Genomic DNA, 20,127 nt, shown 5'->3' with positions numbered 1-20,127 from the left:
TTTCCGTACAATAGACAACCTAAAGACTTACCCCGCCCCAAAAACTGATTAACGACGATGTGATCATGAATACGCGAACTCTCCGCAAAACCACCAAGAAAAGCAAACAACCTAAAACTTCGCCGGAACAGCAGTTTAACGAAGCGCTGGCACGGCACCAGCGTTTCAAGGCGCGAAACGATAAGTTTGAGCAGGAAATGCTAGCGCTAATAGAGCGAGTATCCCCCCAAATTGAACCAGCAGAAGTTGAAAAGTACCGCCAACTTTACACTCTAACCCAAAAGTTGATTCCATTTTTTAGCAAAAAGTCACTGCCCGAATACCTTCGTGATGCACTTTTTGATTGGATTAGCGAAAACCTCAACGAATTGAGCCAAAACCCGTATTCACACAACTTTGATGTAGCCGCCCTAATAGCCGAGTTAGACCAACATCGCGGTAAGCACATAGACAATCATCAAGAAAAGCATTTCAAAAAGCTGATCAATCAAGGCGTTCCAGAAGCGGAAGTTGAGCAGCTAAAAGACTTAAACGCTCGCGCTCGGCAAGCAAGTACCCAAGAGGAACTCGCCGAAATTCTAAAACAGCTGCTCCAAGAAGATACAGAAAGCGAAGACGATGATATAAACAACTTATTTGACGACCTATTTGCAGATGACGTAACCGATTTTGACAACGCATTTTTCGATGATTATGACGAGGCCGCGCAAGCACAAGAAAACCAACAACCATCGCTCGATCGACTATTCAAAGCATCCAGCATTAACAAGCTTTTTCGGCAAATAGCCAGAGCTATACATCCGGATTTAGAACGCGACGACGCCCAAAAAGCTAATAAGCATCGACAGATGTGCCTGCTAATTGAAGCACGTGAAAACAAAGATGTTGCCTATATATTACAAACGTACAAAACCACTTTTGGTAAATTACCAGACACCCTCCTCGATCAAGACTATATCCAGCTGACACAAATCATCAAGCAAATGACCGAGAGGCTTAGCGAGCAAAAGGAAGATATATTAAGCGCTGTGCCATTTGGGCACAGCTATTACGAAATGTTCTACCATCAAAAACCGCAAAAGGAAGCTGCTGCGATACGCGAACACATTAAAAACCAAAAAGAAGCCGCCCAAGAACACCAAGCCATTAACGCAGAAATCCGCAACATCAGCACGCTCAAAGACATGCTAAAAGCCAAAATGTACTTTGAGGTTCTTCAGTTTGGCGAGATGGAAGATGATGATTTCTTTTAGCCCCTCAACGTGAAAGCCGCTCCTGATTGGTGGTAGCACTTTAATTGGTGGGTGTCCTCATTCTTCTCGATTTTTTGAATACCTAGCACGGCTACTTTAATTGGTGGGTGTCCACAATCTTGTTGCTCATTCTACTTTTGAGGACACCCATCATCCTACTTGCTTAACCTCTTCTTAAAAAATATTGGATAAATACAAAAAACATAGAAAGCCGTAATCGACAAAAACACCAAACCTGTCTGGAAGACACCAACCATAAAACTACCAACTGGATCAAGGCAAAACAATGCGGCCAATAGCTTTTCCGTGCGAACTCCATGCAAATAGACAAACCCAACAAAATAGAAATATGCAAGCATGGCAGAACACATGAAAGATGAAAAAATAACACGCCCAACAGTCGGTTTAACTTTACACAAGTCAGTTTTCATTAAGACATATATTGGCCCAAATAAATTAAATGCTATTGAAAAGACATACATTTGAGCAACAGATGTTCCCCAAGATACACATCTAATCATTTGTGCAATCGGCCTAAATTCGTAGACATAATCAGGCAACCTATATTCAACAAATAATGGCACCAAAAAAGCGATCGCCGCCACAACCACGTAAAAAACAAATACTTTTGTCAACTTATCCCCTCCTCCTCAAACCAGCATTTAGACAACTAAAAGATACCCCATATACTTCGCTGCTGCTAACACCTACAAAGCACTAGAGTTTTCATACCTACACAATAAATTTAAAGCATATTTTTGTCAGCAACTTCTCGTACTTCTAAACACTTGGTTTCTGGGATATATGCCGAAACTTTAGTTTTAGGTTAGCGAAACGCGTCGCCATTAAATCCCCCAAAAAAAAATAAACTCTCTGTGCTTGTTGCTTTCATCATGAAATGGCGCAGCAAGCTCTATGCAATGTGGAATTTGAGCGCACCCAACATTCTACACGCGCCAACAGCCTTGACAAACTTATTATTCCCCACCGCCATTACTGTATGCATTCACAGCTCAAGCAGGTATCGCAAAATGTGGGAGCTGCATAGCCCGCCCACGCAATGAGCTTATAGCACTAGGGGCCACACCTTATTATCACTGCGTGAGTCGCTGCGTGCGACGTGCATTTTTATGCGGGCTTGATGGCCGGCTTGATGGCGAGTTTGATTTTTAGCGCGGCCGTAGTTGGATTACTGCGCGTATTTAGGTACCTGCCGATATTTTTACGATAGATGTCGCCACCTACGCTGTCATGTTCAACCACGAACAACATGACGCACAGGCTATTTACCCCATGCAACCATTACCGATAAAAAACGGCAAGATAACTTCTAAATAAAAAAATCCGGTATCCCCTAAGGTTACCGGATTTTTATTTGCACCTGAGTCACTAGCAAGTGCTATTAACTCAGGTTCTCAACCTAACGAATTCGCACTAGTTTTTGAAGTTAGGCAGTTCATCCAAGGTGATGACGAGGTTATGGTTATAAACTCGCGACTTGTGTGTATTGGTATTGTAGTACTCACCAGTCCAGAAGTTGCTGGAGTTAGTCTCACCTTCAGGGGTATCAACATCATTCCACACCATAAAATACAACCACCAAGCACCATCCGCCGCCATTAAATCTGGATCGGGAATATTGCTGTTTTCACTCATGGCGACCATTTTGGCTTGATGCGGATATGACTTGGTTAAATTAAACGCGGAAACCTGCGATTTATAATTTTTTGCGCCGTCATAAATATCGGTACTGACGATATCCACATAGTTGTCGCCGGGATACCAAGCTCCGCTTTGACCATTCCACACCCAAATTAAATTATTAAGGCCATAGTAGTTGGTCAAACGGTTGTACATATACTTCCACAACACCACTTGAGCGTATGCAGGTGGCACACCATCGGTGCGGTCAGAGCGGCCCCACCAAAACCAACCACCTGATGCTTCATGCAACGGACGCCACAACACAGTAACACCAGCATCTTGCAGCTTTTTAAGTTCAGCGGCAATCATCGCCACATTGGCTTCAATATGCGTGAAACTTGGGCTAGCGGTATCCAAAACACCATTTGCTATAGGTATTTTAAATGCGGTTTTTTCGGTATAAAAATCACCTATTGCGCCAGCAGCAGCATCAGGATCGCGCCAGTGCCACGTAAAGGTGACTAAGCCGCCACGATTCCAGTGGGTCACGGCCTCTTCTGTTTGGGTAATGCCGGAAATGCCATTCCAATACAAACCATAATTCATGAAATCAAAGCCCATAATGGCGGGGGCACGACCGGTGTCGTTTAACGCCCGTTGATATTGGTCGATTGCATCTTGCCAGTTCAAATCCATTTGCCCTGAAAGCACATGGTTGCCCCATATCGATTTGAGATAGGTGAAAACTTTACGTGTGGTGGCATTCGCATTGGCGTTCACCGGGGCGGTACTCATAGCAGTTTGCGTTACCGAACCCATGCCTGGGCACATAGATTTCGACAAGCAAATTTTACCTGATTCACTACCCCAGCTACCGGTATCGGTTGCACAGAGCGTGAGCTTTTCAGCGCCAATGACGCAGTATGCAAAGCTACCAACACCTGAGTCAGCTGCAGAGTTTTTCACGATACAGGAATAACTATTTTCCCAACCCCAACCGTCGCCATCGGGATCTGAATCACTGCTACGACAATAGGGAAAGCCATTGCTCGCCGCATTCGGAATTTGGTTGGTCGCTGCTGAACTGCTTGAACCTATAACACTACTTGAGACAAGACTACTCAAAGATGAGCTGAGTACTGAACTTGGTACTTGGCTTGAACTTGACGAAGATCGCAATGAAGAACTTATCACGACACTTGAACTTGCAAGGCTGGCGCTTGATACAACACTCCTAGACGAGCAATTCGATACGACACCGTAGCCCGCAGGCTGAGCACTGCAGGTAGCACTACCGATACAGCTCGCATTACTTTCCCAGCCCCAGTTTGTTGTTTGCTGCTGACACACAGGGTAAAGCGTACCGTACCAGTTACAGGAACTCTTGCATTGTGTTGCAGCAGAAGACACCACGGAGGAAGCAATCGACGAGGAGATAGCTACTGAAGACGCTTTTGAGCTAAGCGGTACTGATGATAACGCCAGAGAACTAGACGAGCGAATAGAGTTGAGCGCAATTGAACTTCGCGCGATTGAACTAGGAGCAGCAGAACTTGGTGCAACAGAACTTAAAGCACTCGATGAGCTAACAACAGCCGAACTCACCGAAGAAGTAACCGCCCCACCCACTATCGTTAAACCACTTAATGTAGGAAGAAAATTAGTACCCGTCGCGTTGCCGCAAAAACCAAACGAAACACTTCCCCCCACATTTATTTGATTGTTATAGCCTGCACCCGACACACTGGTGCTACTAAGTGTGCCGCTCCAAACATTAGTAATTTGTGAATTATTAGGATTAATCTGCGCCTGCCACGACGTGATTACCGCACTACTTTTATTCGTGATAGTAACCGCGGCACAGTAACCCGCGCCCCAATTACTTTGTATTGCAATATCTGCAAGCGCAGCGCCATTGCTAGATGCTACCGAGTTAGCTTGAACTGCAGCCCCCCACAATGTAAATACCGAGGCAAGCGCCAAGGCGGCCGACCTTTGATATAAAGGTTTCATATATTTCCCCTTTAAAACGAGTAGTGATAGTGATTATTTGAATTGCTACTTGAGTTCGGACGAGAGAGATCGAGTTGCGCAAAGTTGAGCGAGACGACAACTGCTTATTGTTATAAATGTCGCACTAAAAAATTTATATAGTTGATCTCACCCCCGAACCTTACCATATATATATGATAAATATTGTCAGAAAAATCACATCACAAATAGCAATATTAAAAACTGCAACAAATAGGGGAAAAATAGAAAACTTCGATTCAAAATGCCATCAAAGTAAGCCAGCCTGAATTAATTTTTATTTGTGATTGCGAAACAGGTGGCGATTTTATATGTAAAAAAATAGCCAGTGGAATGTACGTTTCTCAACGTAAAGATTGACCAGAGTTTTTATCAACACATAGCGGCTGATGTCGATTTACGAGCCAAATACATAAGACTTTCATCGAAAAATCAACGTAGTGCATCCCTGCCAGCACTCAACCCAAACAAGAAAAGGGCGAATCTACGTAATGTAAGGTGATTCAACCGACAACATCAAGAGCCTAATTGGTGTGGTATCCGTTGCGGCATCTGAAAATATTCCCACCCAATTGAGAATAAACGTTTGTTAAGAATCCACTTTTTTTAAAAGCGAATGTAAACGCACAAACATGAATAATTGGATTAAATAGCCCTGTGTTTGAGCTTTTCTATTTGATCACGCAAGGTGGCGGCCAATTCAAATTCCAAATCCTTAGACGCTTGAAACATTTGTTTTTCCAGCATCTCAATGGTTTTCCAAATATCTTTCGGGTCAACTTCCACTGCGTATTTGGCTTGCCGCTCAGCAACGGCAGCTCTATTCCGTGCGGCGCGGCCACCGGCACCGGGCACCACTGAATTCTCAAGAATATCGGTAATGTCTTTACGAATACTTTTGGGAGTTATGTTGTTTTTTATGTTGTGTTCAATTTGTTTTTGACGACGGCGATCGGTTTCATCAATAGCGCGCTGCATAGAGCCAGTTATACGGTCTGCGTACAATATGGCTTTACCATTTAAGTTACGCGCCGCGCGCCCAATGGTTTGAATTAATGAACGCTCTGAGCGCAAAAAGCCTTCTTTATCCGCATCAAAAATACACACCAAAGAAACCTCCGGCATATCTAAACCTTCGCGTAAAAGATTGATGCCTACCAACACATCAAATTGACCCAAGCGAAAGTCGCGAATAATTTCTACTCGCTCAACGGTATCTATATCCGAGTGCAAATAGCGCACACGCGTGCCGTGCTCAGCAAGATACTCCGTCAAGTCTTCCGCCATACGTTTGGTAAGTACGGTGATAAGTACGCGTTCATCTTTAGCAACGCGCAGGTGAATTTCCGAGAGCGCATCATCAACCTGCGAGCCCGCAGGGCGGACTTCAATTTCAGGGTCAATCAAACCTGTGGGGCGCACTACCTGCTCTACAACTTGGCCCTGATGTTCATTTTCATAGTTGCCTGGTGTTGCCGATACAAAAATAGTTTGCGGTGAAATACGCTCCCATTCATCAAAGCGCATGGGGCGATTATCGAGCGCTGACGGCAGGCGAAAACCATACTCGACCAGCGTTTCCTTACGTGATCTGTCGCCCTTATACATGGCGCCAATTTGCGAAACAGTCACATGGCTTTCATCAATCACTAAGAGTGCATCTTCGGGCAGGTAATCAAATAAAGTAGGCGGTGCTTCCCCACTGTCGCGCCCTGATAAATAGCGCGAGTAGTTTTCAATACCATTGCAATAACCTAGCTCCTGCATCATTTCTAAATCGAAACGTGTGCGCTGCTCTAGTCGTTGTGCTTCAACCAACTTATTGTTTTCACGTAAGTATTCAAGGCGCTTATGCAACTCCTCTTTAATATTCTCAATCGCCGCTACAATTTGTTCGCGGGGTGTTACGTAGTGAGATTTTGGGTAGACGGTAAAACGTGCAACCTTGCGCAGGCTTTCTCCCGTCAGCGGATCGAAGATTGTAATTTGGTCAACTTCATCATCGAATAATTCTATCCGCACAGCTTCGCAGTCAGAGTCGGCGGGATAAATATCAATCACGTCACCGCGCACGCGATAGGTAGCGCGCGCAAAGTCCATATCATTACGGGTATATTGCAATTCAGCTAAACGACGCAGTATTTGCCGTTGATCGATTTTATCGCCACGCACTACATGTAACAGCATTTTCATGTAGGCATCGGGATCACCCAAGCCATAAATAGCTGAAACAGAGGCAATAATAATGGCATCTTTACGCTCTAACAGCGCCTTAGTAGCAGACAACCGCATTTGCTCAATATGTTCATTTACCGCGGAATCTTTTTCGATAAAGGTGTCTGAGGAAGGTACGTAAGCTTCTGGCTGATAGTAGTCGTAGTAGGAAACAAAATATTCCACTGCGTTATTGGGGAAGAATTCTTTAAATTCACCGTAGAGTTGCGCCGCAAGAGTTTTGTTATGTGCCATGATCAAGGTGGGCCTTTGCACCTGAGCGATCACGTTCGCAATCGTAAACGTTTTGCCTGAACCCGTAACACCCAGCAGTGTTTGATGCGCTAACCCCGCCTCAATACCTTGCACCAAGCCGGCGATGGCAGTAGGTTGATCGCCCGCTGGCGCAAATTCACTTTTAATCTCAAACAACTGCTTTGACATAGGTACCCTAACTGTAAACGGATTAACACATCACAAGACCAGCCTAAAATTCATTCAGGTGTCACGAATGGCACAAAAGCGGAAAGTGGTGATTGTAACGAAAAGCAGCCCATTTCCCTAAAGCTGACGGCGGTTACATCCAAGTCCCCTGACAATTCACGTCAGCAGAGCGCTAAGCCACTAAGTTCGGCAACCCGTAATTAACCAAAAAGGAGCAGATTATGAGCGACTATCGCATTGAGCATGACAGCATGGGCGACGTTAAGGTGCCCGCATCAGCCTATTACGGCGCGCAAACTCAGCGCGCACTCGATAACTTTGCAATGAGCAACCTCAGGCTGCCACCGCGTTTTATACAAGCGCTCGTGCAAATCAAGAAAGCAGCTGCACAAACAAATGGAGAGCTGGGCTTACTAGAACAAAGCACTGCAGTCGCAATTGCTCAGGCTTGCGATCAGCTATTGGGAGGACACTACGCAGATCAGTTTCCAATAGATGTGTTTCAAACCGGATCTGGCACCAGCACCAATATGAATGTGAATGAAGTCATAGCCCATCTCGCGAGTACCAGCGCAGGCCAAGCCATTCACCCGAATGATCATGTCAACATGAGCCAAAGTAGCAATGACACTATTCCCAGCGCTATTCACCTAAGCGCATCACTCGCATTAACACAGCAATTATTCCCCGCCTTAGAAGAACTCCACACCTGTCTTTTAGGTAAAGCAGAAGCGTTAAATGAATGTGTAAAAACTGGTCGTACTCATTTAATGGATGCCATGCCCATTACCTTAGGGCAAGAATTAGGCGGTTGGGCAAGCCAAATTGAAAGTAATTACGTGCGCCTGCAAATGGCGTTGCCACAGTTATTGCGCTTGGCGCAAGGTGGAACCGCGGTGGGCACAGGCATTAATGCACACCCCGAATTCGCCGAGCGCTGCGCTGCGCATATTGCCGAAGCCACCAATTTGGCCTTTGTGCCTGCCGATAATTTTTTTGCGCTCATAAGCGCCCAAGATACCGCTGTTGCCATCTCAGGTCACTTAAAAACCCTCGCCGTTAGCTTAATGAAAATCGCCAATGATCTGCGCTGGATGAATTCTGGCCCCTTAGCGGGGTTAGGAGAAATCAGCTTAGTCGCGCTCCAACCGGGCTCGTCCATCATGCCCGGCAAAGTAAACCCGGTGATTCCTGAAGCTGTCTGCATGGTGTGCGCACAGGTGATGGGAAACGATGTATCTATTGGTATTGCAGGGCAATCCGGTAACTTTCAGCTCAATGTAATGTTGCCGTTGATTGCCCACAATCTGCTGCAATCGATTGAGCTGTTAAGTAATGCGTGCAAGGAGCTTGCTGATAAAAGCATTTCAAGCTTTAGCGTCAATGACCAAAAACTCAATCAATCACTGGCGCAAAATCCTATTTTAGTCACTGCGCTCAACCCCCTAATTGGTTACGAAAAAGCGGCAGCAATCGCCAAAAAAGCCTATCGCGAACAGCGCCCTATTATTGATGTGGCAGCAGAGGAAACGTCTATTACGCGCACGGAATTAGAAAAGTTACTCAACCCAATGCGGCTCACTCAGCAACCATGAAAATGACAGCTTATTAAATATCTGGTTAAAAGCTTAGTACCCTAGATAGTGCCCAGCGCCTTAAAAAGAGCCTGTGCGCTGAAGCTTGACTGATGTGACGCTGATGGAAAACAACCAGCACTAGCAGCCCGCCCTCACCTACTAAGAAGCCTCCAGCGTAATAGCTTCGCTCGATAATTCATGACTGCGGAATGGGGGCTTAGCTGTCGCGCCATCAACAAAAAAAGAGACCTTAGCTTTTGCAATTCCTGTAGGTTAAGGACAGAAAAAAGCGCTAACCACACTAGAGACTAACGACAAAATTGCGGCAAATGTAGCTTAAGTATTTCCGCTAAACGTTTAGTAGCAGGGCCAGCAAAATCCTGATCGGCAAAGGTTAGATACACAGTCACATCGCGCTCTGCGCCTATTTCAACGGGCAAATATTGTAAGCGCCCCGCCGCTATATCTTCTTGAGTGTAAGCATCCGGGAGCCAGGCATAACCTAAACCCATGCGAATCGCCTCCAAGGAAGTTTTAATGTGGCTCACTGTCCAGCGTTGGTCAGCCTCCTGCCAGCCTTCAGTTCGCCTGCGATACTGGCCCGAGTCACGCACGATAATCTGCCGATGCTGGCGCATATCTTCGTATTGAACGGGCCGCCCTAGATGCTGAAGCGGGTGTTCGGGGCTGGAAACGCCATGCATCACCAACGTAAATAACTTCTCCCCCATAAACCCTGTGGGCACACGGCCACCTATGGCCAAATCTACATGACGCTGTAAGAGCGCATCTTCAGTACCGCTTAACACTGATTCAAACATCTCAACACGGGTATCGGGAAAGTCTTGTGCAAAAATGGCCAAGCATTTGAGTACATGTACGGGCGGCACAATGAGATCAGCCGCGATTTTAATGAGCGGCTCCACCTGTACTGACAAGCAATGAGCAGACTTCTCCAAACGCTCTGCTTGCTCTAACAATAATTTGGCGCGTCTATATAACAACTCTCCCGCTGGCGACGCTACGGCTTTGCGCCCTTGCAGGTTGAATGCTTTTACCCCCAGTGCCGATTCAAGTTGCGTAATAGCATAGGAAACTGAGGACTGACTTTTCCCCAACAGCTCCGCTGCTTTAGCATATCCCCCTGCGTCTATTACAGCCAAAAGCGCACGCCACTGCTCTAGGGTGACTTTATTTTCACTAATACCACTCACCGCAGGCATTTTTGACTCAAGACTCATAGCAACTCATCCAATTATTAGATCAATATCCACCAAATATCACTATTTATCATTCACTCGTCAAATCATTTAATAGCCTCATGGCAATAAAGCCACAGATTACGTCAGATCAACCATGAGGATCTTCACAATGACAAACCTATTACAAATCAATAGCAGCCTGTTTGGTGACAATGGGAACTCAAGTGTTTTAAGCCAGGAGTTCGTCCAACAATGGAAAGCGGAGCACCCTAGCGGCACTATCACCCTACGCGATTTAGCCAAGGAAGCCGTGCCGCACTTAGATGCAACGCGAGTGCAAGCGCTTTTTTCACCGGCGGAAGGTCGCACATCAGCGCAGCAAGCAGTAATTGATTACTCAGACAAAATCATTGCTGAAATTGAAGCCGCAGATGCCATAGTCATTGGTGTGCCATTGTATAACTTTGGCATTCCCTCAAGCTTAAAGGCATATTTCGACCATATAGCTCGTGCGGGCGTCACCTTTAAGTACACTGAAACCGGTCCAGTGGGCTTATTAAACGACAAACCCGTTTATATTATTGCCACTCGTGGCGGCATTCACAAAGGCTTGCCTTCAGATTCGCAGACCCAATTCTTAACGACTTTCTTGAACTTTTTAGGTTTGAAAAATGTCCAGTTTATCTATGCGGAAGGTTTGAACATGGGTCAAAAAGATGATGCGTTTACTCAGGCCAAAGCTGAAATTAAGCAAGGTGCAGCAGCCTAAACACTGCACCCATACCCGATAATTTTTTAGCCGCTCAGATTAGGGAATAATCATTACTAAGGAGACATCTTATGCAACGGCAACTACAGCAAATTATTCAAGGTCGCGAAACCAGCGATGGCGCAGGAGTGCGGATTAAACGCAGCTTGGGTCAGCAGCAAACTGCCCGTTTCGACCCGTTTTTAATGCTTGATGAATTCGGCAGCAGCAGCGCAGATGACTACATCGCAGGCTTTCCTTCACATCCGCACCGCGGCTTTGAAACCGTTACCTACATGTTGGATGGGCACATGCTGCACCAAGATCATATGGGCAACAAAGGTCATCTACGCAGCGGTGATGTTCAGTGGATGACGGCGGGTCGCGGGATTATTCACTCGGAAATGCCCCAGCAAGAGCATGGATTGATGCGCGGCTTTCAACTCTGGTTGAACCTACCCGCTGCAGAGAAAATGAAACCTGCACACTATAAAGACATTGCAGCAAAGGACATCCCCTCTGCCAACCTGCCTCAGGGCGGGCGAATAAAGGTCATTGCCAATAGCGCATTTATTGCTGGCAATATCATCAGCGGCCCCATTCAGGGCCTAACAACCGAAGCCATTTATTGGGATCTACAACTGCCGGCTAACACAGAGTTTCATCACGCAACACCAGAGGATCACAACACGTTCGTATATGTCTATGAAGGCAATATTGCAATAGGCGAAGACAAGCGAAAATTAACCAAAGGAAATGCGGGCATATTAAGTAAAGGCGATCAACTAAGCGTTTATTCTCTACAGGAAGAGGCACGCTTTTTAGTGATCTCTGGCAAACCGCTCAACGAACCCGTCGTACAATACGGCCCTTTTGTTATGAATACGACAGATGAAATTGAGCAGGCAATTCAAGACTATCGCAGTGGCGAACTTATCAATTATTAAGCCCACAGCTATAGACAACACAAAAAAGCCACCCAAGTTATCCTTGGGTGGCTTTTTATTGCACGATCGCTAGCTATTAGTTATTGCTTGATGTGAATGGCAATCTATCGAGTATCCCATCTAGGAAATCGCCAGTGGAATTCAACGAACGCACTATAGACTCCATCGCCTGAAATTGCGCCATCAAGCGCGCCCTATATGCATCACTGCGACGATTTAAATCTGTCTCATCTTTTTCAACACGCACTATGTCTTTATTGATATTTGTTTCACGATCTTTTATGACTCCAGACGTTTTAAGGTAGTCATTAATCATATTGGTCATAGTGCCGGAAAAACCGCGCGAAAATGTAATAGTGCCGCCAGTGGCGCCAGGCTGAATAGTTAAACCTAGCCCCTCCGACGCATCACCCAAGGCGGGTAATAAGACGTTGCCATAACCAAAGGCCGCCTTACCATTAATGCTTCCGCCGACATCGGTTCCCTTAGCACCCGTCGCTAGGGTTATGCCTATTTCACCAATATCGGCACCCACATTAGATACTGCCACCTGACTGGTAGAACCATAAGAGTCTGACGTAAATACCAACTTATTATTGGTAAAGCTCACAGATACGACCGAGCGCACTTCTTTTAAATTAGGATCCAAGTTTATAAGACTTTGCATGTCTGCAGCCAAGGCTTCGCCAGTCAAATAAGACTTATTGCTAGGCAGAGTAATTAAATTAGACTCAATGCCGTCAATCTTAACCTTAAAGGAATAATCCTTAACACCCGTATCCACAGGAAAAACAGGAAGATCACCTCCCGTTAACTTACCCTTGCTAGGCTGCTGAGTAATAGCCACGTCATAAGTGCCCGGCTGACTCTGTGCAGAGAATTTATTGACAACAATATTCGTTGCCGATGAAGAAGTCTTAGGAATAAACAAATCGCGCACTAACGCAAAATTATTATCAATGGCCGCACGAAAGCCTGTATTGCCCTCCACTTCTTTAATTTTTAATGAGCCATCTAACTCGGTGCGAATACCCAAATTGGAGAGACTAGTAAAACCATCGCTCAACCCACTCACGCTTGACGAGAGAATATTGCGAACACCTTGCATTAAATTCTTTGCTAAAGGATCACGATGTAAACTGCCATAGTCATCAAGCTCCGCATCAAATCCAACCAGCTTTTCAACTTCAGTTTTAAAAGTATTGTAAGCCGCCACAAAATCACGGATTGTCTGCTCCGCAACAGCCTTATCTTCAGAAACAGTAACGCTAATAGTTTCTGTTAAAGATGCTGTAAACAAATCGAACTCAAGACCTGCAACTACATCATTAATTTGATTCGATTCGCGATTGACCAGTAACCCATTAACGCGGATTTTTGCATCTAAACCACCTTGTTGTTGGGTTAGATTGGAAGTGGTCTCATTAAAATTAAGACTCGCCAACCCAAGTGAACTGGGATCTTCAGCGGCCGTAATTTCAATTTCATTTTTCGCGCCAGACTTTGCAGTTAGTAACAACTTATAAGAACCACCATCGCTCACGATACTGGCAGAGACGCCAATAGCAGCCTTATTGATAGCATCACGCAACCCAGTTAAAGAATTATTTCCGTCATCGATGGTGATGGTTGCACCAGTTTTAGTGGAGTCAACGGTAAAATCATTTAGGGCATCATTCCACTCACCTAAACGCAACGTGAGCGTGCCCTTGCCCACCGGTGAAGTCAGTGAGTCATAAGCCCCTGAACTCACTGATTGGGACTGAGCCACTTGCTCTACTTTCAGTTGATAGTTGCCCGCACCTGCTGAAGCATTCAGCTTGGTAATGCCGATTAATTTAGTGTCAGGAATAGATAAAGATTTGGCGTTGAAGGTATCCGCATTGCCGAGTAATCCTGCAGCAGTCTGTAACTTAGAGAGAGAGCTACGCAACATACCGTAATCGGATATTTGTGTTTCTAGCAGTGTTTTCTTGGTGGTAAGCCTTCCAGCTTGAACCATCTTATTAGCTTCAGTGAGCTGATCAGCCAGTTTATTGCTATCAATACCTGAACCTGTGCCCAAGGCGCTGATAATGCTCGACCCTGTCGATGCATTGCTCGTAGTATTTGATGTACTGCTAATCATAACGCCTCCGGCCTCAAATTTACCGCCATATGAATGTTAGCGGCATGCTACGGGCAAACTTTAGCCTATTTTGCCGCTTTTTTTAAAAAATCACCGTCAATCTGCTGCTATAAGTACATTTAGATAGATATAAATATAAACAGCACAAAGCGGGCCACACTAGAAAATTAAAACGAACATATTCCTTGTGCACTTTAATGCTAGGTTTGAATTTTTTAAAAAGAAAAACCGCAGTTTCCTGCGGTTTAAGCGATGTAAAGAACACCTCAAATGCTATCTCAATAGCTGTAACACCTGCTCCGGCCGTGCATTTGCCTGTGCAAGCATCGCCTGTGCCGCTTGCTGCAAGACTTGCGAGCGACTTAAGGCAGCCGTTTCTGCCGCGAAATCAGCATCTACAATACGCGAGCGAGATGCAGATGTTTTTTCCGATATGTTCGCCAAGTTAGACATGGTGAAGTCAAGACGGTTATTGATAGCACCTAACTGTGAGCGCGCCTCATTGATACTTGATAAAGCTTTATCAATTACGCCTAAGGCTTTCTGCGCACCTTGAGCCGTCGCAATACTGATAGAGGCTATAGCCGTACCAAAGGCGCCTTCGGCTGTAACATTAGACTCTAACAATCCCATAGTCGCGGCTACAGCATTTGGGCCAAGCTTAATACTGATGGGCGAAGAGTTAGTGCTGGTGAGCTTAATACCACCAGGTACGGTCTCCGTTACTGCACCAATGGTTGCTGCTGCGCCTGTGCCAGACTGAATCTGTAATGCAGCCGCATTCAAATCCGTTAAGCCATCATTGGTACCATCAGTACCGAAGGTAATAGCCGCTGCATTACCCTCAAGCACTACACGCGTCCCAAGAAGCGTTGCCGTTACGCCAGTGGTATCTTTCTTCGCATTGAATGCATTAACCACATCGGCAATCGTCGTCAAACCATTAATGGCTATAGCTTCACCGTTCATCAACAGAGGGCTCGCAATAGTGGTCAAATCAACTCCACTAAAATCCAATGTGGTGGCAACAAAGGCTTGCGCCGTAACGCCAGTATCTTCTTGTACCGTATTAATTGCCGCAATTTTGCCCGCAAGGCTATCAGTATCTTTGTTAGAGATACTAACCCCATTAATACTTAGATCGCCCACATTCCACGCTACAGCCGGTGTGGTAATACCTACCCCTTCTACTTGACCAGCATTGGTATTCTCTCTAAAACCAAGCTTATCAAGCTGGAGCAGCGTGCCCGTTGAACCGCGGGTGATAGTGATAGGATCACCATGCTCTGACTCAAGCACCAAGCGACCGTTGTAGGTGCCCGCTATAGACCCGCCCGCATTAGTTGTATCCACAATCGTCAAGCCTGCAACATTTTGCGCGGCAAGACTTAGGCGACCATTGTCATCAATAGACGCATTCAGCAAGCCACCACTTTCTGAGTTAATCTTTTCTGACAGCTCTTTAATATTTTGCGTGTTAGTGATTTGAATAACGCTAGAGGAACCATCCAACTTAGTAATAGTAACTTCGAAGATTCCACCGTTTTCAAGCACCCCTGTACCAACACCGGTTCCCGTTGCTTGAGCGTAGCTAGATGCATCTATTCCCTGCACATTGGTATTAATATAACCAATTAACTTATCCCAAGTATCTGTAGCGCCATCAAAGGTTTCCAGCGCTTTTACCAGCGATTGACCATTAATGAGCACATCATTTTCATTCAGTACCAAGGCCGGAGGACCAACCAAATCCATTTGTCCACCAAGCATATCAACACCCACAAAGCCCATACCGAGGGTTTTTGCATCCATTGCAGGTATTTTCATGGTGATGGTCTGATTTGCATCAGAGCCAACTTGCAAGTTCACTTTTCCGAGTGAACCGTCTAATAATTTCTGCCCATTGAACGAGGTCGATGTGGCAATACGATCCAATTCCTGAATAAGCTGTTGCACCTCAGCATCCAGTGTCGATCGGTCAGCATTTGAATAGATACCGTTAGCGGATTGAATCGACAACTCACGCATACGCTGCAAGATATTGGTTGATTCTTGCAGCGCACCCTCTGCAGTTTGAATCAGTGACACACCATCATTTGCGTTTCGAATGGCTTGATCCAAGCCTCGAATTTGCGAGGTCATACGGTTTGAAATGGCAAGACCAGCCGCATCGTCTTTAGCAGAGTTAATACGTTGCCCTGAGGACAACCGCTCTGACGCGCGGTCTAGCGCACCTCCCGAGTTCATCAATTGACGCTGTGAATTTAAGGAAGCGACATTGGTGTTAATGACTAAAGGCATAATAAATCTCCTAATGATTGTTCCTGTTCACAGTGCTTTCCTGTGACAAGCCGACTGATGAAGCTCAGTGACATAGACAATCTGCATTGCATGGTCTGTGAGAACTTCGTGGCAAGGTTTGTAAGAAATTACGTCAACAAGATTTCTATACGAGCTGCCTAAACGAGTTTTTGCACAGACTATGCCAACACATATTCAAGGAGTTTTTTTAGCAGATAATAAATGGGTAAAAATTAAATTGGTACACCGTAAAAAGCACACCAAATATCAGGTTAATACCCTTACATAGATTTAACTTTTTGAAAAATAATTAAATAATTTTTTTCAAAAACGCCAGACGAAAAAAAAGAGAGAGGCATAAGCCACTCTCTTTTTTCAACAACAAAAAAAACCTTTAACTTACTGTTTTTAAAGGCTATTAAGCCTTTGCACTAAACAGCCTTCCGGGTTCATCTGGGTTATAGGTTTGCGCCATACGCAAAAAAGTTTCATCGGGAATCTGCCGAATAACCTCTTGTGTAGAGCGGTCTAAAACCTTAACAACTGTCTCGCCTGAATTAGGGTCATAACTGAAGTTAAGATCCCGTTGCGTGGACTGAATATATTCATTCATTTGCGCAACAGCAGCCTGAACTCGCTCCTCAATCGCCTGTGAATTGACAGGTTCTTTAGGTTCCGGTTTTGCCGCAACAGCGGCAAGCGGCAAATCATTGCCGACTTTTTGACCTTTTGCACTGCCCGCCTGTGGCGAAGCCGACACCGGTGCAACCGACGTCGGACTCGCAGTGACTTTAGTGATTTCGTTCATACCTTAATCCTCACTAAGGAGCTTCTCCACCGAGTTCGATTTAACTGAACTCAGTGGAGAGACTAGTCAACTTATCTCAGAAGAGATAACACTTGTTGTGGACGCGCATTTGACTGAGCCAACATGGCTGAAGCCGCCTGTTGCAACACTTGTGAACGACTTAGGTTTGCTGTTTCTGCCGCAAAGTCTGCATCGGTAATACGTGAACGAGCGGCAGAGGTTTTCTCGGAGATATTCGCCAAGTTTGATACCGTAAAGTCTAAACGGTTGTTCACCGCACCCAACTCTGCACGCACATCACTGATTGTAGTTAAAGCATTATCAATAATCTTAATCGCCTTTTGAGCATTAGCCTGAGTATCAATGCTTAAAGAGGCAATTGAAGCACCAAACGCACCGCCAGCACCAGCATTCGAATCGATCAAACCAGTTTTAGCTTCGGCAGCGCTATCCTTAACATCAACAGAGATAGGGTTACCATTATTACTGGTTAACTTTATGCCGCCAGCTGAAACCAATGTATCAGTTAACGCTGTCGCTGCAGCGTCGTTGCCTACTACCAACTCAACACCAGCAGTCTCTAAACCAGCCCAAGAGCCAGCGGTACCATCTGAAGCAAATGCCAAGCTTGCAACGTTACCTTCTAGGACGACTCTGCTACCCAATAGCGAAGCTGTTATGCCAGTACTATCAGTTACAGTATTAAATGCATCCACCACAGCCTGAAGTGGACCGCCTGAGGCAACACTACTAAAGTCAATGGCCACACCATTCAATAGAGCGCCGTCTTCAGCCAACACATCAGCAAGATCCACACCTGTAAAGTCCAATGTTGCAGACACAAATGCTGTAGCCGTTACGCCAGTTTGATCAGATACTGCATTAATTGCTTTAAGCTTATCGCTCAAGCCACCGGTATCGCTAGCACCAACACTCACACCATTAATTTTTAAATCACCAACGGCTATTGCTGTAGCATTAACTGGGTTACCTTCGATGGTACCGGCTTTATCATTTTCTTTAAAACCAAGAAAGCCAAGCTGCTCTAATGTACCTGTCGATCCACGCGTTACAGTAACCGGATCATTATTGTCTGCCTTTAATACAAGGCGAGCAGTGGTGGCGGTTGTAATGCCAGCACCTAAAGCACCAGCAGCATCAGTAACGGCGATGCCGGATACATTTTCAGCAGACAATGAAACTTTGCCATCATCACCGATAGAGACGCTGAATTTGCCACCCGCTTCAGCATTCATTTTATCCACCAGCTCACTTAAACTACTGGTTCCTTTTGTGCCACCGCCAACATTAATGGTTGTGGTTGTACCATCTAGATTGGTTAAGGCTACCTGTACAGCTTCCGATGAAAGCAAAATACCATCGCCGGCTGCAGTTGCACTTGCCACTGCATAGGTAGAGGCAGTCACACCCAGAACATTTTTATTCACTAAATCGAGCAAATCCTGAGTTGTATCTGCAGCACCATTAAAAGTTTCAGTGCCTTTCGCAATTGACTGGCCATTAATAAGAATGTCGCCCTCACTAATGGTTTTCGTTGTGGCAAATGAGGCCAATACTGTTTCGGAACCAATCAAATCCACGCTGGTAGACCCCATACCCAAGGTCTTAGCATCCATCGCAGGTACTTTCAATGAGATAGTTTGATTAGCACTTGAGCCCACTTGCAACTCAACTTTACCCAATTTTCCGTCAAGCAAGTTTTGGCCGTTGAATGAAGTGGTTTTAGCAATACGATCCAATTCTGATACCAGTTGCTTAACCTCGGCATCCAGTGTTTTACGGTCACCTGTTGTATAAATACCGTTCGCAGACTGTACCGACAGTTCACGCATACGTTGAAGAATATTGGTTGATTCCGACAGCGCACCTTCCGCTGTTTGAATGAGCGACACGCCGTCGTTGGCGTTACGAATTGCTTGATCCAAGCCGCGAACCTGCGATGTCATACGGTTGGCAATTGCCAGGCCGGCAGCATCATCTTTTGCAGAGTTAATACGTTGACCGGAAGATAAACGCTCGGTGGCGCGATCAAGCGAGTTGCCTGAATTCATCAACTGGCGTTGAGCATTCAGAGAGGCGACGTTTGTGTTAATTACTAAAGCCATGATGAATCTCCTAGATTAATGTCTTAAGCAGTGACCATCACATTAAGGTCTTGCTGCTCTGTGTCGGTTGATGAAGTCTGAGACAAATGACTAATCAGCACTTCTAACAAGGTTATCGACACATCTAGGAATAGCTTTAGGGGTTTTTTAACGTAAACACTAACTTTTCTACGAAGGTACTAATCAAGGGCGATAAAAAAAGTTATATAAAACAATTACTTTGCCAAATTACTGACCATAAGCATCAATTGCTTTACTAGCAACAGTAGACTGACGTAAATCTGACGAAACCTTTTCCCGGTCGCGCTCTGCAAGTACCGCTAACATTTTATTTATGCCTTGGATCTCTTGAATAATGCCCGCTGCTTTAGCTTCCAAGTTCGCATTAGCTAAGGATTCGAGATACTCCTCGTCACTGAGTGAGAGAAGGCCCTGCTGGCGCTGCTGCACGAGCGTTTCAAAAGATTCCCAGTCACCTGCTTCCGCTAAGGATAAGAGCGCTTGAGATTGACTGAGGGCACGCGCGAGAGGATCTAGCAATGAATTCATATCCATAGAAAACTCTTTTTAACAAGACAATGGTAGAGCGACGTAATGAACCAAGAGTAGCAAAGATAATGCGCTTTGGGCATAAGAATTGTACGTAGAGATGAGCTTAGGTAATACCTAGGGCAATTAGGCAGTAAATACGAGCACCATCACCA

Annotated in this window: 14 protein-coding genes; 4 read left to right on the top strand and 10 right to left on the bottom strand. The window is 45.4% G+C overall.

The window, feature by feature from the left end; translation table 11 throughout:
- Window positions 1-65 precede the first annotated feature (65 nt).
- Window positions 66-1,253 carry a hypothetical protein gene (locus tag AC0KUT_RS10110; protein WP_488835581.1) on the top strand — a complete coding sequence of 396 codons (1,188 nt, stop codon included), beginning with the start codon at window positions 66-68 and terminating at the stop codon, window positions 1,251-1,253.
- 155 nt (window positions 1,254-1,408) lie between these two features.
- On the opposite strand, the gene AC0KUT_RS10105 is transcribed toward AC0KUT_RS10110, so the two are convergent.
- From AC0KUT_RS10105 to uvrB, 4 genes are all read right to left on the bottom strand, one after another.
- Complete coding sequence (locus AC0KUT_RS10105; RefSeq protein WP_488835579.1) at window positions 1,409-1,888, bottom strand: hypothetical protein; 480 nt, start codon at window positions 1,886-1,888, stop codon at window positions 1,409-1,411.
- Window positions 1,889-2,381: 493 nt separating this feature from the next.
- The gene (locus tag AC0KUT_RS10100) at window positions 2,382-2,525 is read right to left on the bottom strand and encodes a hypothetical protein (protein WP_488835578.1); all 144 of its coding nucleotides are present in this window, start codon (window positions 2,523-2,525) and stop codon (window positions 2,382-2,384) included.
- Window positions 2,526-2,687: 162 nt separating this feature from the next.
- Window positions 2,688-4,910: a glycosyl hydrolase gene (locus AC0KUT_RS10095; protein WP_488835577.1), complete on the bottom strand. Its 2,223-nt coding sequence runs from the start codon at window positions 4,908-4,910 to the stop codon at window positions 2,688-2,690.
- Between the two features lie 663 nt (window positions 4,911-5,573).
- Window positions 5,574-7,586: an excinuclease ABC subunit UvrB gene (uvrB, locus tag AC0KUT_RS10090; RefSeq protein ID WP_488835575.1), complete on the bottom strand. Its 2,013-nt coding sequence runs from the start codon at window positions 7,584-7,586 to the stop codon at window positions 5,574-5,576.
- Window positions 7,587-7,807: 221 nt separating this feature from the next.
- On the opposite strand from uvrB, the gene AC0KUT_RS10085 reads away from it, so the two are divergent.
- Window positions 7,808-9,181, top strand: a complete 1,374-nt coding sequence (locus tag AC0KUT_RS10085; RefSeq protein WP_488835573.1) for a class II fumarate hydratase — start codon at window positions 7,808-7,810, stop codon at window positions 9,179-9,181.
- A gap of 290 nt (window positions 9,182-9,471) precedes the next feature.
- On the opposite strand, the gene AC0KUT_RS10080 is transcribed toward AC0KUT_RS10085, so the two are convergent.
- Entirely contained in the window at window positions 9,472-10,404 is a 933-nt protein-coding gene (locus AC0KUT_RS10080) for a LysR family transcriptional regulator (protein WP_488835571.1), read from the bottom strand.
- Between the two features lie 130 nt (window positions 10,405-10,534).
- On the opposite strand from AC0KUT_RS10080, the gene AC0KUT_RS10075 reads away from it, so the two are divergent.
- On the top strand, window positions 10,535-11,134 hold the full coding sequence (locus AC0KUT_RS10075; protein ID WP_488835570.1) for an FMN-dependent NADH-azoreductase: 600 nt from the start codon (window positions 10,535-10,537) through the stop codon (window positions 11,132-11,134).
- 71 nt (window positions 11,135-11,205) lie between these two features.
- Entirely contained in the window at window positions 11,206-12,060 is an 855-nt protein-coding gene (locus AC0KUT_RS10070) for a pirin family protein (protein ID WP_488835568.1), read from the top strand.
- A gap of 76 nt (window positions 12,061-12,136) precedes the next feature.
- Here AC0KUT_RS10070 and fliD read toward each other — a convergent pair whose 3' ends face one another.
- The 5 genes from fliD to AC0KUT_RS10045 all read right to left on the bottom strand — a co-directional run bounded on the left by fliD (window position 12,137) and on the right by AC0KUT_RS10045 (window position 19,978).
- Window positions 12,137-14,188 (bottom strand): flagellar filament capping protein FliD, encoded by a 2,052-nt coding sequence (fliD, locus tag AC0KUT_RS10065; RefSeq protein WP_488835567.1) that lies wholly within the window; start codon window positions 14,186-14,188, stop codon window positions 12,137-12,139.
- A gap of 273 nt (window positions 14,189-14,461) precedes the next feature.
- Window positions 14,462-16,489 (bottom strand): flagellin N-terminal helical domain-containing protein, encoded by a 2,028-nt coding sequence (locus AC0KUT_RS10060; protein WP_488835566.1) that lies wholly within the window; start codon window positions 16,487-16,489, stop codon window positions 14,462-14,464.
- 418 nt (window positions 16,490-16,907) lie between these two features.
- Complete coding sequence (locus tag AC0KUT_RS10055) at window positions 16,908-17,297, bottom strand: flagellar protein FlaG (RefSeq protein ID WP_488835565.1); 390 nt, start codon at window positions 17,295-17,297, stop codon at window positions 16,908-16,910.
- A gap of 71 nt (window positions 17,298-17,368) precedes the next feature.
- On the bottom strand, window positions 17,369-19,423 hold the full coding sequence (locus tag AC0KUT_RS10050) for a flagellin N-terminal helical domain-containing protein (RefSeq protein WP_488835564.1): 2,055 nt from the start codon (window positions 19,421-19,423) through the stop codon (window positions 17,369-17,371).
- Window positions 19,424-19,651: 228 nt separating this feature from the next.
- Window positions 19,652-19,978, bottom strand: coding sequence for a flagellar protein FliT (locus AC0KUT_RS10045; RefSeq protein ID WP_488835563.1), 327 nt, complete (start codon window positions 19,976-19,978; stop codon window positions 19,652-19,654).
- Window positions 19,979-20,127 lie beyond the last annotated feature (149 nt).

The sequence above is a fragment of the Cellvibrio sp. 25HG11W-0 genome (assembly GCF_057815475.1).
Note: the sequence above shows the minus strand (reverse complement) of the source record. Positions and strands in the feature narration are given on the sequence as shown.

Coding starts and splice junctions, on each gene's coding strand:
- AC0KUT_RS10110 (WP_488835581.1), top strand. CDS start 66: ATGAATACGCGAACTCTCCGCAAAACCACCAAGAAAAGCAAACAACCT.
- AC0KUT_RS10045 (WP_488835563.1), bottom strand. CDS start 19,978: ATGGATATGAATTCATTGCTAGATCCTCTCGCGCGTGCCCTCAGTCAA.
- uvrB (WP_488835575.1), bottom strand. CDS start 7,586: ATGTCAAAGCAGTTGTTTGAGATTAAAAGTGAATTTGCGCCAGCGGGC.
- AC0KUT_RS10080 (WP_488835571.1), bottom strand. CDS start 10,404: ATGAGTCTTGAGTCAAAAATGCCTGCGGTGAGTGGTATTAGTGAAAAT.
- AC0KUT_RS10085 (WP_488835573.1), top strand. CDS start 7,808: ATGAGCGACTATCGCATTGAGCATGACAGCATGGGCGACGTTAAGGTG.
- AC0KUT_RS10095 (WP_488835577.1), bottom strand. CDS start 4,910: ATGAAACCTTTATATCAAAGGTCGGCCGCCTTGGCGCTTGCCTCGGTA.
- fliD (WP_488835567.1), bottom strand. CDS start 14,188: ATGATTAGCAGTACATCAAATACTACGAGCAATGCATCGACAGGGTCG.
- AC0KUT_RS10070 (WP_488835568.1), top strand. CDS start 11,206: ATGCAACGGCAACTACAGCAAATTATTCAAGGTCGCGAAACCAGCGAT.
- AC0KUT_RS10050 (WP_488835564.1), bottom strand. CDS start 19,423: ATGGCTTTAGTAATTAACACAAACGTCGCCTCTCTGAATGCTCAACGC.
- AC0KUT_RS10055 (WP_488835565.1), bottom strand. CDS start 17,297: ATGAACGAAATCACTAAAGTCACTGCGAGTCCGACGTCGGTTGCACCG.
- AC0KUT_RS10060 (WP_488835566.1), bottom strand. CDS start 16,489: ATGCCTTTAGTCATTAACACCAATGTCGCTTCCTTAAATTCACAGCGT.
- AC0KUT_RS10100 (WP_488835578.1), bottom strand. CDS start 2,525: ATGTTGTTCGTGGTTGAACATGACAGCGTAGGTGGCGACATCTATCGT.
- AC0KUT_RS10075 (WP_488835570.1), top strand. CDS start 10,535: ATGACAAACCTATTACAAATCAATAGCAGCCTGTTTGGTGACAATGGG.